Source organism: Paraburkholderia sp. BL21I4N1 (assembly GCF_002973525.1).
GTDB lineage: Bacteria > Pseudomonadota > Gammaproteobacteria > Burkholderiales > Burkholderiaceae > Paraburkholderia.
Genome location: NZ_PVEN01000017.1, coordinates 17,642 through 29,632, shown reverse-complemented (window position 1 = coordinate 29,632; position 11,991 = coordinate 17,642). Strand labels below are relative to the sequence as shown.

Annotated in this window: 20 protein-coding genes; all 20 read right to left on the bottom strand. The window is 57.8% G+C overall.

The features are described 5' to 3' along the window. Nucleotide 1: 1 nt before the first annotated feature. Entirely contained in the window at nucleotides 2–367 is a 366-nt protein-coding gene (gene rplR, locus B0G83_RS30535) for a 50S ribosomal protein L18 (RefSeq protein WP_006052218.1), read from the bottom strand. 12 nt (nucleotides 368–379) lie between these two features. Then, entirely contained in the window at nucleotides 380–910 is a 531-nt protein-coding gene (gene rplF, locus B0G83_RS30530) for a 50S ribosomal protein L6 (RefSeq protein WP_105511084.1), read from the bottom strand. Nucleotides 911–928: 18 nt separating this feature from the next. After that, on the bottom strand, nucleotides 929–1,324 hold the full coding sequence (gene rpsH, locus B0G83_RS30525) for a 30S ribosomal protein S8 (RefSeq protein WP_006052216.1): 396 nt from the start codon (nucleotides 1,322–1,324) through the stop codon (nucleotides 929–931). Between the two features lie 14 nt (nucleotides 1,325–1,338). Then, a complete protein-coding gene (gene rpsN / locus B0G83_RS30520; RefSeq protein WP_006052215.1) occupies nucleotides 1,339–1,644 on the bottom strand; it encodes a 30S ribosomal protein S14 in 306 nt (101 codons plus the stop codon). A gap of 7 nt (nucleotides 1,645–1,651) precedes the next feature. Further along, complete coding sequence (gene rplE / locus B0G83_RS30515) at nucleotides 1,652–2,191, bottom strand: 50S ribosomal protein L5 (protein ID WP_006052214.1); 540 nt, start codon at nucleotides 2,189–2,191, stop codon at nucleotides 1,652–1,654. Between the two features lie 17 nt (nucleotides 2,192–2,208). Then, a complete protein-coding gene (rplX, locus tag B0G83_RS30510; protein WP_035554751.1) occupies nucleotides 2,209–2,517 on the bottom strand; it encodes a 50S ribosomal protein L24 in 309 nt (102 codons plus the stop codon). Nucleotides 2,518–2,526: 9 nt separating this feature from the next. Beyond that, nucleotides 2,527–2,895, bottom strand: a complete 369-nt coding sequence (gene rplN / locus B0G83_RS30505; RefSeq protein ID WP_006052212.1) for a 50S ribosomal protein L14 — start codon at nucleotides 2,893–2,895, stop codon at nucleotides 2,527–2,529. 290 nt (nucleotides 2,896–3,185) lie between these two features. Next, nucleotides 3,186–3,458 (bottom strand): 30S ribosomal protein S17, encoded by a 273-nt coding sequence (gene rpsQ, locus B0G83_RS30500; protein WP_007180129.1) that lies wholly within the window; start codon nucleotides 3,456–3,458, stop codon nucleotides 3,186–3,188. Beyond that, nucleotides 3,455–3,649, bottom strand: a complete 195-nt coding sequence (rpmC, locus tag B0G83_RS30495) for a 50S ribosomal protein L29 (protein WP_007180130.1) — start codon at nucleotides 3,647–3,649, stop codon at nucleotides 3,455–3,457. The genes rpsQ and rpmC overlap by 4 nt, the downstream gene beginning before the upstream one ends. Nucleotides 3,650–3,659: 10 nt before the next feature. Then, the gene (gene rplP / locus B0G83_RS30490) at nucleotides 3,660–4,076 is read right to left on the bottom strand and encodes a 50S ribosomal protein L16 (protein ID WP_013340739.1); all 417 of its coding nucleotides are present in this window, start codon (nucleotides 4,074–4,076) and stop codon (nucleotides 3,660–3,662) included. A 2-nt stretch (nucleotides 4,077–4,078) separates the two neighbouring features. Further along, complete coding sequence (rpsC, locus tag B0G83_RS30485) at nucleotides 4,079–4,876, bottom strand: 30S ribosomal protein S3 (RefSeq protein ID WP_105511083.1); 798 nt, start codon at nucleotides 4,874–4,876, stop codon at nucleotides 4,079–4,081. An 11-nt stretch (nucleotides 4,877–4,887) separates the two neighbouring features. Beyond that, nucleotides 4,888–5,220 carry a 50S ribosomal protein L22 gene (gene rplV / locus B0G83_RS30480; protein WP_197070230.1) on the bottom strand — a complete coding sequence of 111 codons (333 nt, stop codon included), beginning with the start codon at nucleotides 5,218–5,220 and terminating at the stop codon, nucleotides 4,888–4,890. A gap of 7 nt (nucleotides 5,221–5,227) precedes the next feature. After that, nucleotides 5,228–5,503 carry a 30S ribosomal protein S19 gene (gene rpsS / locus B0G83_RS30475; RefSeq protein ID WP_035554748.1) on the bottom strand — a complete coding sequence of 92 codons (276 nt, stop codon included), beginning with the start codon at nucleotides 5,501–5,503 and terminating at the stop codon, nucleotides 5,228–5,230. A 10-nt stretch (nucleotides 5,504–5,513) separates the two neighbouring features. After that, a complete protein-coding gene (gene rplB / locus B0G83_RS30470; RefSeq protein ID WP_035554746.1) occupies nucleotides 5,514–6,341 on the bottom strand; it encodes a 50S ribosomal protein L2 in 828 nt (275 codons plus the stop codon). 2 nt (nucleotides 6,342–6,343) lie between these two features. Continuing rightward, nucleotides 6,344–6,658, bottom strand: a complete 315-nt coding sequence (gene rplW, locus B0G83_RS30465) for a 50S ribosomal protein L23 (protein ID WP_007180135.1) — start codon at nucleotides 6,656–6,658, stop codon at nucleotides 6,344–6,346. Continuing rightward, nucleotides 6,655–7,275 carry a 50S ribosomal protein L4 gene (gene rplD / locus B0G83_RS30460; protein ID WP_007180136.1) on the bottom strand — a complete coding sequence of 207 codons (621 nt, stop codon included), beginning with the start codon at nucleotides 7,273–7,275 and terminating at the stop codon, nucleotides 6,655–6,657. The genes rplW and rplD overlap by 4 nt, the downstream gene beginning before the upstream one ends. Next, the gene (rplC, locus tag B0G83_RS30455; protein WP_035562616.1) at nucleotides 7,275–7,934 is read right to left on the bottom strand and encodes a 50S ribosomal protein L3; all 660 of its coding nucleotides are present in this window, start codon (nucleotides 7,932–7,934) and stop codon (nucleotides 7,275–7,277) included. The genes rplD and rplC overlap by 1 nt, the downstream gene beginning before the upstream one ends. Nucleotides 7,935–8,135: 201 nt before the next feature. Further along, nucleotides 8,136–8,447, bottom strand: coding sequence for a 30S ribosomal protein S10 (rpsJ, locus tag B0G83_RS30450; protein WP_006998489.1), 312 nt, complete (start codon nucleotides 8,445–8,447; stop codon nucleotides 8,136–8,138). A gap of 126 nt (nucleotides 8,448–8,573) precedes the next feature. Continuing rightward, nucleotides 8,574–9,764: an elongation factor Tu gene (tuf, locus tag B0G83_RS30445; RefSeq protein ID WP_105511076.1), complete on the bottom strand. Its 1,191-nt coding sequence runs from the start codon at nucleotides 9,762–9,764 to the stop codon at nucleotides 8,574–8,576. Nucleotides 9,765–9,812: 48 nt separating this feature from the next. Continuing rightward, a complete protein-coding gene (gene fusA, locus B0G83_RS30440; RefSeq protein WP_105511082.1) occupies nucleotides 9,813–11,915 on the bottom strand; it encodes an elongation factor G in 2,103 nt (700 codons plus the stop codon). Nucleotides 11,916–11,991: the final 76 nt, after the last annotated feature.

Below are 11,991 nucleotides of genomic sequence, written 5' to 3'. Positions count from 1 at the left end.
CTTAGAACTTGAGTCCGGCTTCGCGCGCCGCATCGGCCAGCGCTTTCACGCGGCCGTGGTAACGGAAACCCGAACGGTCGAAGGCGACGGATTCGATGCCGGCAGCCTTAGCCTTTTCTGCGATGCGCTTACCAATCAGAGTCGCAGCAGCGACGTTGCCGCCTTTGCCCGTCTGATCAGCGAGTTGCGCACGCACTTCGGCTTCGAGCGTCGACGCGCTAGCGAGCACCTTGGTGCCGCACGGCGAGAACACTTGCGCATAAATGTGCGTGTTCGTGCGATGCACGGCGAGACGCGCGACCTGCAGCTCAGCGATCTTGATACGCGTCTGACGAGCGCGGCGCAGGCGAGATTGAGTCTTATCCATGATTGCGCACCCTTACTTCTTCTTCGTTTCTTTGAGGATCACAACCTCGTTGGCGTAACGCACACCTTTGCCCTTGTAGGGCTCCGGTGGGCGATAGCCGCGCACTTCTGCAGCGACTTGGCCAACTTGTTGCTTATTGATCCCCTTGATCACGATTTCGGTTTGCGTCGGGGTTTCAGCCTTGACGCCTTCCGGCATCTGGTGCACCACAGGGTGCGAGAAACCCAGCGACAGGTTCAGCTTGTCGCCTTGCGCCTGTGCGCGGTAGCCGACGCCAACCAGCGTCAGCTTGCGCTCGAAACCCTTCGTCACGCCGTTCACCATGTTCGCAACCAGTGCGCGCATCGTGCCCGACATCGCATTCGCTTCGCGGCTTTCGTCAGTCGGCTCGAATTTAAGCGTGCCGTTGTCGTTCACCACCTTCACAAGGCTGTTAGCAGCCTGCGAAATCGTACCCAGCGGACCCTTGACGGTAATGCGTTCGTCGCTCAGGGCCACTTCTGCGCCTTGCAGCGCGATCGGGCTTTTACCTACTCGAGACATGTTTCTCTCCTTTCGGCCTTAAGCGACGTAGCAGATGACTTCGCCGCCAACGCCCGTTGCACGCGCCTTACGGTCCGTCATCACGCCCTTCGGCGTCGACACGATTGCCACGCCGAGGCCATTCATGACCACGGGGATGTCGTTACGGCCGCGATACACACGCAGGCCAGGCTTCGAAACGCGCTCAATGCGCTCGATCACCGGACGGCCAGCGTAGTACTTCAACACGATGTTCAATTCAGATTTCGCACCTTCGGACTTCACTGCGAAATCATCGATATAGCCTTCGTCCTTAAGGACTTGCGCAATCGCAACCTTGACTTTCGACGAGGGCATAGTCACCGAGACTTTCTCAACCATCTGCGCATTGCGGATGCGAGTCAGCATATCGGCGATAGGATCACTCATGCTCATTTACGTTTCTCCTATTACCAGCTCGCCTTGGTCAGGCCAGGGATCTCGCCGCGGAACGCGATTTCGCGAATCTTGTTACGCGCCAGCCCGAATTTACGGAACGTACCGCGCGGACGACCGGTAATTGCGCAACGATTGCGCTTACGGGTCGGGTTAGAGTTGCGCGGCAGTTGCTGCAGTTCAAGACGTGCTGCGTAATGCTCTTCGTCCGACTTGCTCATATCGCCAATGATCGCCTTCAGTTCTGCACGCTTGGGAGCGTACTTAGCAGCGAGGCGAGCACGCTTCTTTTCACGTTCGATCAGTGCCAGTTTAGCCACGGTAACCTCAGTTTCTGAACGGGAACTTGAAGCTGGCGAGCAGAGCCTTTGCTTCGTCGTCGGTCTTCGCAGTTGTCGTGATGCTGATGTTCAGCCCACGCAGCGCGTCGATCTTGTCGTAGTCGATTTCGGGGAAAATGATCTGCTCTTTCACACCGATGTTGTAGTTGCCGCGACCATCGAACGCACGACCCGAGACGCCACGGAAGTCGCGCACACGGGGGAGCGCAACCGTCACGAAACGATCCAGAAATTCGTACATCGCCTGACCGCGCAACGTCACCATTGCACCGATCGGATAGCCTTGACGGATCTTGAAGCCAGCGATTGCCTTGCGTGCCTTCGTGATCACCGGCTTCTGGCCTGCGATCTTCGTCAGGTCGCCAACGGCGTTTTCGATGATCTTCTTGTCAGCGACCGCTTCGCCAAGACCCATGTTGAGGGTGATCTTGGTAATACGCGGCACTTCCATCACGGACTTGTAACCGAACTTCTCGATGAGGCCGGGTACAACCTTTTCTTTGTAAAACTCTTGCAAACGAGCCATTTTTTTACTCCGCAGCGTCAGGCGCTCAGCTCGGCACCGGTCGTTTTAAGGAAACGGACTTTCTTGTCTCCTTCGACCTTGATGCCTACACGCGACGCCTTGCCATTCGCGTCGACCAATGCGACGTTCGAAATTTGCAGCGGCATCGTCTTGGCTTCCACACCGCCCGTCGTACCCTTCATCGGGTTCGGCTTGACGTGTTTCTTGACGAGATTGATGCCCTCGACAATCACTTTGCTTTCGCCAACGGACAGCACGACGCCGCGCTTGCCTTTATCTTTGCCGGTGATGACGATAACTTCGTCACCCTTGCGAATCTTGTTCATCGCGACTCCTTACAGCACTTCAGGTGCCAGCGAAACGATCTTCATGAATCGTTCGCTACGCAACTCGCGCGTGACAGGCCCGAAAATACGGGTGCCAATAGGTTCGAGCTTGGCATTCAACAACACGGCGGCGTTGCCATCAAACTTGATCAGCGAGCCGTCCTGACGACGCACACCCTTGGCGGTACGAACCACCACGGCGTTGTAAATCTCGCCTTTCTTCACGCGCCCGCGCGGCGTTGCTTCTTTGACGGTCACCTTGATGATGTCGCCAATGCTGGCATAACGACGCTTCGAGCCGCCGAGCACCTTGATGCACATGACTTCACGCGCACCCGTGTTGTCGGCCACTTCAAGCCGAGTTTCGGTCTGGATCATGGTTTATCTTTCCCAACTTAATCCGGCCACACCACCATGGCGTACCCGGTCAGTCTTGGTCCCGTCAGCCAATCGGCTGCTTGGGTATGAACAGCAGCGACGGCAAACGAAACCCGCCATCGCAATCCGGTGAATCCTACGGAACAGACTGGCGCCCGAACCGCTTCCCCCACCAACTTCGCCCGCGACGGGGCTCCCATAAAAGAGGGAAGACCGAGATCATATCACATAATCTCGGTCTTGCAAGCGAAACCTACTGCGATTTCAATTACTTCTACAACTTTGCGGCGTCAGATGACGCGAGCAGCCTCGACCAAGCGAGCCACAACCCAAGCTTTCGTCTTCGAAATCGGACGCGTTTCCTGGATTTCAACGAGGTCGCCCTCGTTGTACGTGTTCGCATCGTCGTGCGCGTGGTACTTCTTCGAACGCACGACGTACTTGCCGTAGATCGGGTGCTTCACGCGGTGCTCAACCAGCACGGTGACCGTCTTGTCCATCTTGTTGCTGACGACCTTGCCGACCAGCGTCCGCTTGAGCGAGGTTTTTACGCTATCGTTCATTTCTGGTTCGCCTTCTCAGTCAGGACGGTCCGCACACGTGCGATGTCGCGACGAACCTTCTTCAGCTGGCTCGTGTTCGTGAGCTGCTGGGTCGCGAGTTGCATGCGCAGGCCGAATTGCGCCTTCAACAGGTCCGACAGCTCCTTGTTGAGCGCGGCCTGATCTTTCTGGTGAAGTTCGGAAGCCTTCATCATTTGCTCCTTAGGCGCCGAGCTGACGCACGATAAACGTCGTCTTAAGCGGCAGCTTAGCTGCAGCCAGACGGAACGCTTCGCGTGCCAGCTCTTCGGTTACGCCGTCCATTTCGTACAGCATCTTGCCCGGTTGAATCTCTGCGACGTAGTACTCAGGGTTACCCTTACCGTTACCCATCCGTACTTCAGCCGGCTTATGCGAGATCGGCTTGTCCGGGAAAATGCGGATCCAGATACGGCCACCACGCTTGATGTGACGCGTCATTGCACGACGCGCCGCTTCAATCTGGCGTGCAGTCAAACGACCACGACCGATAGCCTTCAGGCCGAACTCACCGAACGACACTGCGTTACCGCGGGTGGCGACGCCGGTGTTACGACCCTTCTGTTCTTTGCGATACTTTCTGCGTTTCGGTTGCAGCATCGTTATTCTCCAGTCTTACCGTCACCGCCAGCACGACGAGGAGCGCCACGGCGTGCACCTGCCGGACCAGCACCTTCACCATCGCGACGCGGACGGCGATCGCCACCCGGACGTGCATTGCGGCGCGGACGCTTTTCTTCGGCGACTTCTTCAACCACCGGTGCGTCATTGCGGCCGAGCGTATCGCCCTTATAGACCCACACCTTCACACCGATGATGCCGTACGTCGTCTTCGCTTCCGAAGTTGCGTAGTCGATATCAGCACGCAGTGTATGAAGCGGCACGCGACCTTCGCGATACCATTCCGTACGAGCGATTTCGATACCGTTCAGGCGGCCTGCGCTCATGATCTTGATGCCTTGAGCACCCAGACGCATTGCGTTTTGCATAGCACGCTTCATTGCGCGGCGAAACATAATCCGGCGCTCGAGCTGCTGCGTGATCGAATCCGCGATCAGTTGCGCATCGGTTTCCGGCTTGCGGATTTCTTCGATGTTGACGTGGACCGGAACGCCCATGCGACGTTGCAGTTCCGACTTCAACAACTCGATATCCTCGCCCTTCTTACCGATGACGACACCCGGACGCGAGCTATAAATCGTGATGCGCGCGTTTTTCGCCGGACGCTCGATAACGACGCGACCAACCGAAGCATTCTTCAGCTTCTTCTTCAGGTATTCACGAACACCGATGTCTTCCTGCAACATCGCCGCGAAATTGTTGTTGTTCGCGTACCAACGCGACGCCCAATTGCGGCTGACGGCCAAACGGAAGCCAGTCGGATGAATTTTCTGTCCCATCGTATGACCCCTTAATTCCCGACCGTCACAGTGATGTGACAGGATTGCTTCTCGATGCGGTTACCGCGGCCTTTAGCGCGCGCAGTAAAACGCTTCAGCGAGGCAGCCTTGTCGACCATGATGCTCGTTACCTTGAGCTCGTCGATATCAGCGCCTTCGTTATGCTCCGCATTCGCGATCGCCGACAGCACAACCTTTTTCACGATTCCCGCAGCCTTCTTCGGCGAGAACGTCAGAACGTTCAGCGCCTTGTCGACCGGCAAACCGCGGATCTGGTCAGCCACAAGGCGCGTTTTCTGCGCCGAGATGCGGGCACCGCGATGAATTGCTTTCACTTCCATCATGAGCCCCTTATTTCTTAGCCTTCTTGTCGGCTGCATGACCCTTAAACGTACGGGTCAGTGCGAACTCGCCAAGCTTGTGGCCGACCATGTTTTCCGAGACATACACCGGAACGTGCTGACGGCCGTTGTGGACGGCGATCGTCAGACCGATGAAATCCGGGAGGATCGTCGAGCGACGCGACCAGGTTTTGATCGGCTTCTTATCCCGCGAAGCTGCTGCCGCCTCAACTTTCTTCAGCAAATGGGCGTCGCAGAACGGACCTTTTTTTACAGAACGTGCCATTGCCTACTCCTTAACGCTTGTGACGGCGCTGGACGATCATGCTCGTCGTGCGCTTGTTGCTGCGGGTGCGATAACCCTTAGCAGGCGTGCCCCACGGGCTCACCGGATCGCGACCTGCAGCCGTCTTGCCTTCACCACCGCCGTGCGGGTGATCAACCGGGTTCATTGCAACGCCGCGCACCGTCGGGCGGATACCGCGCCAGCGGTTCGCGCCAGCCTTACCGATTTGACGGAGGCTGTGCTCTTCGTTGCCAACTTCACCAATCGTCGCGCGGCATTCAACGTGAACGCGGCGGATTTCACCAGAGCGCAGGCGGACCTGTGCGTAGATTCCTTCACGAGCCAGCAACATCGCGGATGTGCCAGCCGAACGCGCCATTTGCGCACCCTTGCCTGGCAGCATTTCGATGCAGTGGATCGTCGTACCGACCGGAATGTTGCGGATCGGCAGCGTATTACCAGCGCGGATCGGAGCCTCGGAACCCGACATCAGTTGCTGGCCGACAGTGAGACCCTTCGGAGCAATGATGTAACGTCGTTCGCCGTCTGCGTACAGAACCAGCGCAATGTTCGCGCTACGGTTCGGATCGTACTCGAGGCGCTCAACCTTCGCCGCGATGCCGTCCTTATTGCGACGGAAATCGACAACGCGATAGTGATGCTTGTGACCGCCGCCTTTGTGACGCGTGGTAATGTGGCCGTTGTTATTACGGCCGGCGGTCGAGGATTGCGCGTCGAGCAGCGGTGCGAACGGCTTGCCCTTATGCAGATCCTTATTGACCACCTTGACCATCGCGCGGCGACCCGGCGAAGTCGGCTTAACTTTAACGATTGCCATGATTACTTGGCCTCCGCTTCAAAGTTGATTTCCTGGCCGGGCTTCAGGCAGACATATGCCTTCTTCACGTCTTTGCGCTTACCCATGAAACGACCAAAGCGCTTCGCTTTGCCCTTCGAGACCAGCACGTTGACGGAATTGACTTCCACCTTGAACAGCAGCTCGACTGCAGCCTTCACTTCCTGCTTCGTGGCATCGGGCGCGACTTCGAACACTACTTGCTCGTTCTTGTCGGCCACCAGCGTCGCCTTTTCGGAGATCACCGGCGCGAGCAGGACCTGCATCAAACGATGATCGTTTTTGCGAATCTCGCTCATGACAGCAACTCCTCGATCTGGGCGACCGCAGCCTTCGTGATCAGGATCTTCTTGAAGTAGATCAGCGACAGCGGGTCGGCGTAACGCGGCTCGACAACCGCCACATGGGCGAGGTTGCGCGACGCGAGGTACAGGTTTTCGTCAACCGTGTCGGTAATCACCAGCACGGAATCGAGACCCATCGCCTTGAATTTTTCGGCCAGCAGCTTCGTCTTCGGCGCTTCGAGCGTCAGCTCGTCGACCACCGAGATGCGGCCTTCGCGGGCCAGCTGCGAGAAGATCGAGCAGAGACCTGCGCGATGCATCTTCTTATTAACCTTGTGCGAAAAGTTTTCTTCCGGCGAATTCGGGAAGATACGGCCACCGCCGCGCCACAACGGGCTCGACGACATACCGGCACGAGCACGGCCCGTACCCTTTTGGCGCCACGGCTTTTTGGTCGTGTGCTTGACTTGCTCACGATCCTTCTGCGCGCGGTTGCCGCTACGGGCATTCGCCTGGTACGCAACCACGACCTGGTGAATCAGCGCTTCGTTGTAATCGCGACCGAACACAACGTCCGACGCGCTAACGCCCGCACCTTCCTGACCATTGGCATTCAGGAGCTTAAGTTCCATTATTTCGCTCCTTTCACAGCACGCGTCTTCACGGCCGGCGTAACGAATACCTTGCCACCCTTCGCACCCGGAACGGCGCCCTTGACCAGCAACAGCTTGCGGTCAGCGTCGATACGAGCGATCTCGAGGTTTTGCACCGTCACCGTGTCGTCACCCATGTGACCGGTCATGCGCTTACCCGGGAAAACACGACCCGGATCTTGCGCCATACCGATCGAACCCGGCACGTTGTGCGAGCGCGAGTTACCGTGCGATGCACGGCCGGATGCGAAGTTGTAACGCTTGATGGTACCGGCGTAGCCCTTACCGATCGACACGCCTTGCACGTCGACCTTCTGGCCTACTTCGAACAGCTCGGGGCCAACCACGGTGCCGCTCGACAACTCGGCAGCCTTAGCGGCATCGATCTGGAATTCTTTGAGGATTTCACCGGCTTGAACACCGGCTTTGGCGAGATGACCGGCCAACGGCTTCGTCACGCGCGATGCACGGCGCGTACCGAATGCAACCTGCACGGCCGTGTAGCCGTCGGTTTCAACAGTCTTGATCTGCGTCACGCGGTTGTCGGACACGTCCAGCACGGTAACGGGAATCGAATCCCCTTCTGCCGTGAAGATACGGGTCATGCCAACCTTGCGACCTACGAGTCCAAGGCTCATCGTTTTCTCCATTCCCGACTGCGATTGGTCGGGGCTAATTTACAAAATGCCGGTGCCGTTTCGGGCATGAATTCATGCTGCAGCACACCGACTTTTTTGCGCAAATGCGCGAAAAGCCCACTATTATAGCGAGACCTTTCGTTTTCCGCAAGCAATCAATGACTTAGCGTTACCCTGCGGACTGGGCAACCGCTGGAAGCCTTATTGCAGCTTGATTTCAACGTCCACACCAGCCGGCAGATCCAGCTTCATCAGTGCGTCGACAGTCTTATCCGTCGGATCGACGATGTCCATCAGACGTTGGTGCGTACGGATTTCGAGCTGATCGCGCGACGTCTTGTTGACGTGCGGCGAGCGCAGGATGTCGAAACGTTGGATGCGGGTCGGCAGGGGCACCGGGCCGCGAACGATTGCACCGGTCCGCTTTGCCGTGTCGACAATTTCCGCTGCCGATTGATCGATCAGACGATAGTCGAAAGCCTTCAGGCGAATGCGGATTTTCTGGTTCTGCATGACAATTCCTTGGAAAGAGCGAGGCGGTATTGCGCCGCCAGATAGTAAAAGAACGTAGAGCCGGGCGCCCGCCGTGGGCCGGCGCCCGGCTCCGGGCACCACTTACTGCAAGTTCAACCCGCGATTTTACTCGAGAATCTTAGCAACCACACCAGCGCCGACCGTACGGCCGCCTTCGCGAATTGCGAAACGCAGACCTTCTTCCATCGCGATCGGGTTGATCAGCTTCACCGTGATCGACACGTTGTCGCCCGGCATGACCATTTCCTTGTCCTTCGGCAACTCGATCGAGCCCGTCACGTCCGTCGTACGGAAGTAGAACTGCGGACGATAGTTGTTGAAGAACGGCGTGTGACGGCCACCTTCGTCCTTGCTCAGCACATACACTTCCGCCGTGAAGTGCGTGTGCGGGTTGATCGAACCCGGCTTCGCCAGAACCTGGCCACGCTCCACGTCTTCACGCTTCGTGCCGCGCAACAGGATACCAACGTTGTCGCCTGCCTGACCCTGGTCCAGCAGCTTGCGGAACATTTCCACGCCCGTGCAGGTCGTCTTCACCGTCGGCTTGATACCGACGATTTCGATTTCTTCGCCGACCTTCACGATGCCGCGCTCAACGCGACCCGTCACCACCGTGCCACGACCCGAGATCGAGAACACGTCTTCCACCGGCATCAGGAACGCGCCATCAACTGCACGCTCCGGCGTCGGGATGTACGTGTCCAGCGCATCGGCCAGGTTCATGATCGCCACTTCGCCGAGCTCGCCCTTGTCGCCTTCCAGCGCCAGTTTGGCCGAACCCTTGATGATCGGTGTGTCGTCGCCCGGGAAGTCGTACTTCGACAGGAGTTCGCGAACTTCCATCTCGACCAGTTCCAGCAACTCAGCGTCGTCCACCATGTCGCACTTGTTCAGGAACACGATGATGTACGGAACGCCAACCTGACGCGCCAGCAGGATGTGCTCACGCGTTTGCGGCATCGGGCCGTCTGCAGCCGAGCACACCAGGATCGCGCCGTCCATCTGCGCTGCGCCCGTGATCATGTTCTTCACATAGTCAGCGTGGCCCGGGCAGTCGACGTGTGCGTAGTGGCGGTTAGCCGTTTCGTACTCGACGTGTGCCGTGTTGATCGTGATGCCACGTGCCTTTTCTTCCGGCGCCGCGTCGATCTGGTCGTACGCCTTCGCTTCGCCGCCAAACTTCTGCGTCAGAACCGTCGTGATCGCTGCCGTCAGCGTGGTCTTGCCGTGGTCAACGTGACCGATCGTGCCGACGTTCACGTGCGGCTTGGTCCGTTCGAATTTACCTTTAGCCATGTTTCTCTTCTTTCAAAAAGTTAATCGTTGAATGACTTTGCCGCGCGATTATTTCGACTTGGCGTTGATGATCGCTTCCGACACATTGCGCGGTGCTTCAGCGTAATGCTTGAACTCCATCGTGTACGTTGCACGACCTTGGCTCAGCGAACGCAGCGATGTCGAGTAGCCGAACATTTCCGACAGCGGGACTTCGGCACGAACGATCTTGCCGCCGCCAATCATGTCTTCCATGCCCTGAACAATACCGCGACGGCCCGACAGGTCGCCCATCACGTTGCCCATGTAATCTTCCGGCGTTTCGACTTCAACAGCCATCATCGGTTCGAGGATGACCGGTTGAGCCTTGCGCATCGCTTCCTTGAACGCCATCGAACCGGCCATGCGGAACGCATTTTCGTTCGAGTCAACGTCGTGGTACGAACCGAACGTCAGGTGAACCTTCACGTCAACGACCGGGAAGCCTGCCAGCACGCCAGCCTTCAGCGTTTCCTGGATACCCTTGTCGACTGCCGGGATGTATTCACGCGGAATCACGCCGCCCTTGATTTCGTCCAGGAACTCGTAGCCCTTGCCTTGTTCGTTCGGCTCGAGCGTGATGACCGCGTGACCGTACTGGCCGCGACCACCCGACTGCTTGACGAACTTGCCGTCGACGTCTTCCGCCTTGCCGCGGATCGTTTCGCGGTAAGCCACTTGCGGCTTGCCAACCGTTGCTTCGACGCCAAACTCGCGCTTCATCCGGTCGACCAGAATTTCCAGGTGGAGCTCGCCCATACCCGAAATAATGGTTTGACCCGATTCTTCGTCCGTTTGAACGCGGAACGACGGATCTTCCTGAGCCAGACGGTTCAACGCCAGACCCATCTTTTCCTGGTCGGGCTTCGTCTTCGGCTCAACAGCCTGCGAAATAACCGGCTCCGGGAAAATCATGCGCTCGAGCACGATCGGATGCAGCGGGTCGCACAGCGTGTCGCCCGTCGTTGCATCTTTCAGGCCGACTGCAGCAGCGATGTCGCCCGCGTGCACTTCCTTGATTTCTTCGCGCTGATTTGCGTGCATCAGCAGAATACGACCGAGACGTTCCTTCTTGTCTTTGGTCGCGTTCAGGAGCGTGTCGCCCGACTTCGTCGTGCCCGAATAGACACGGAAGAAGATCAGTTGGCCGACAAACGGGTCGGTCATGATCTTGAATGCGAGGGACGAGAATTTCTCGTCGTCAGCTGCGCGACGTTCAGCCTTTTCACCGTTTTCGAGTTCACCCGTAACCGGCGGAATGTCGATCGGCGACGGCAGGAAGTCGAGCACAGCGTCAAGCATCCGCTGCACGCCCTTGTTCTTGAACGCAGTACCGCACAGCATCGGCTGGATTTCGCAAGCGATCGTACGGTCGCGCAGGCCCTTGACGACTTCAGCTTCCGTCAATTCGCCTTCTTCGAGGTACTTGTTCATCAGCTCTTCGCTCGACTCCGCGGCAGCTTCGATCATCTTCTCGCGCCATTCGTTGCACGTGTCGACGAGTTCTGCCGGGATTTCTTCGTACGAGAACTTCGTGCCTTGGGACGCTTCGTCCCAAATGATCGCCTTCATCTTCAGCAGATCGACGACGCCCGTGAAGTTTTCTTCCGCGCCGATAGGCACCACGACCGGAACCGGGTTCGCCTTCAGACGCAGCTTGAGCTGATCGTAGACCTTGAAGAAGTTCGCGCCGGTACGGTCCATCTTGTTGATGAACGCGAGACGGGGAACCTTGTACTTGTTAGCCTGACGCCACACGGTTTCCGACTGGGGCTGCACGCCGCCCACAGCGCAGTACACCATGCACGCGCCATCGAGCACGCGCATCGAACGCTCAACTTCAATCGTGAAGTCGACGTGACCCGGGGTGTCGATGATGTTGATACGGTGCTCAGCGCGGTCGCCGGCCATGCCTTTCCAGAACGCCGTGGTAGCAGCGGACGTGATCGTGATGCCGCGTTCCTGCTCCTGCTCCATCCAGTCCATGGTCGCAGCGCCGTCGTGAACTTCACCAATCTTGTGGTTCACGCCGGTATAGAACAGGATGCGCTCGGTCGTCGTCGTTTTGCCGGCGTCGATGTGAGCGCTAATACCGATGTTACGGTAGCGCTCGATAGGTGTCTTGCGAGCCACTTTGATCCTCTATTGGGATGACGCGATGCGAGAAAATACCCATCGCGCTGTAACACAAACGGGCGAGGCGCTTTGT

Bases quoted from the DNA above. Each gene is read 5' to 3' on its own strand.
- rplR (WP_006052218.1), bottom strand. From the start codon at position 367: ATGGATAAGACTCAATCTCGCCTGCGCCGCGCTCGTCAGACGCGTATC.
- rplF (WP_105511084.1), bottom strand. From the start codon at position 910: ATGTCTCGAGTAGGTAAAAGCCCGATCGCGCTGCAAGGCGCAGAAGTG.
- rpsH (WP_006052216.1), bottom strand. From the start codon at position 1,324: ATGAGCATGAGTGATCCTATCGCCGATATGCTGACTCGCATCCGCAAT.
- rplE (WP_006052214.1), bottom strand. From the start codon at position 2,191: ATGGCTCGTTTGCAAGAGTTTTACAAAGAAAAGGTTGTACCCGGCCTC.
- rplX (WP_035554751.1), bottom strand. From the start codon at position 2,517: ATGAACAAGATTCGCAAGGGTGACGAAGTTATCGTCATCACCGGCAAA.
- rplN (WP_006052212.1), bottom strand. From the start codon at position 2,895: ATGATCCAGACCGAAACTCGGCTTGAAGTGGCCGACAACACGGGTGCG.
- rpsQ (WP_007180129.1), bottom strand. From the start codon at position 3,458: ATGAACGATAGCGTAAAAACCTCGCTCAAGCGGACGCTGGTCGGCAAG.
- rpmC (WP_007180130.1), bottom strand. From the start codon at position 3,649: ATGAAGGCTTCCGAACTTCACCAGAAAGATCAGGCCGCGCTCAACAAG.
- rplP (WP_013340739.1), bottom strand. From the start codon at position 4,076: ATGCTGCAACCGAAACGCAGAAAGTATCGCAAAGAACAGAAGGGTCGT.
- rpsC (WP_105511083.1), bottom strand. From the start codon at position 4,876: ATGGGACAGAAAATTCATCCGACTGGCTTCCGTTTGGCCGTCAGCCGC.
- rplV (WP_197070230.1), bottom strand. From the start codon at position 5,220: ATGATGGAAGTGAAAGCAATTCATCGCGGTGCCCGCATCTCGGCGCAG.
- rpsS (WP_035554748.1), bottom strand. From the start codon at position 5,503: ATGGCACGTTCTGTAAAAAAAGGTCCGTTCTGCGACGCCCATTTGCTG.
- rplB (WP_035554746.1), bottom strand. From the start codon at position 6,341: ATGGCAATCGTTAAAGTTAAGCCGACTTCGCCGGGTCGCCGCGCGATG.
- rplW (WP_007180135.1), bottom strand. From the start codon at position 6,658: ATGAGCGAGATTCGCAAAAACGATCATCGTTTGATGCAGGTCCTGCTC.
- rplD (WP_007180136.1), bottom strand. From the start codon at position 7,275: ATGGAACTTAAGCTCCTGAATGCCAATGGTCAGGAAGGTGCGGGCGTT.
- rplC (WP_035562616.1), bottom strand. From the start codon at position 7,934: ATGAGCCTTGGACTCGTAGGTCGCAAGGTTGGCATGACCCGTATCTTC.
- rpsJ (WP_006998489.1), bottom strand. From the start codon at position 8,447: ATGCAGAACCAGAAAATCCGCATTCGCCTGAAGGCTTTCGACTATCGT.
- tuf (WP_105511076.1), bottom strand. From the start codon at position 9,764: ATGGCTAAAGGTAAATTCGAACGGACCAAGCCGCACGTGAACGTCGGC.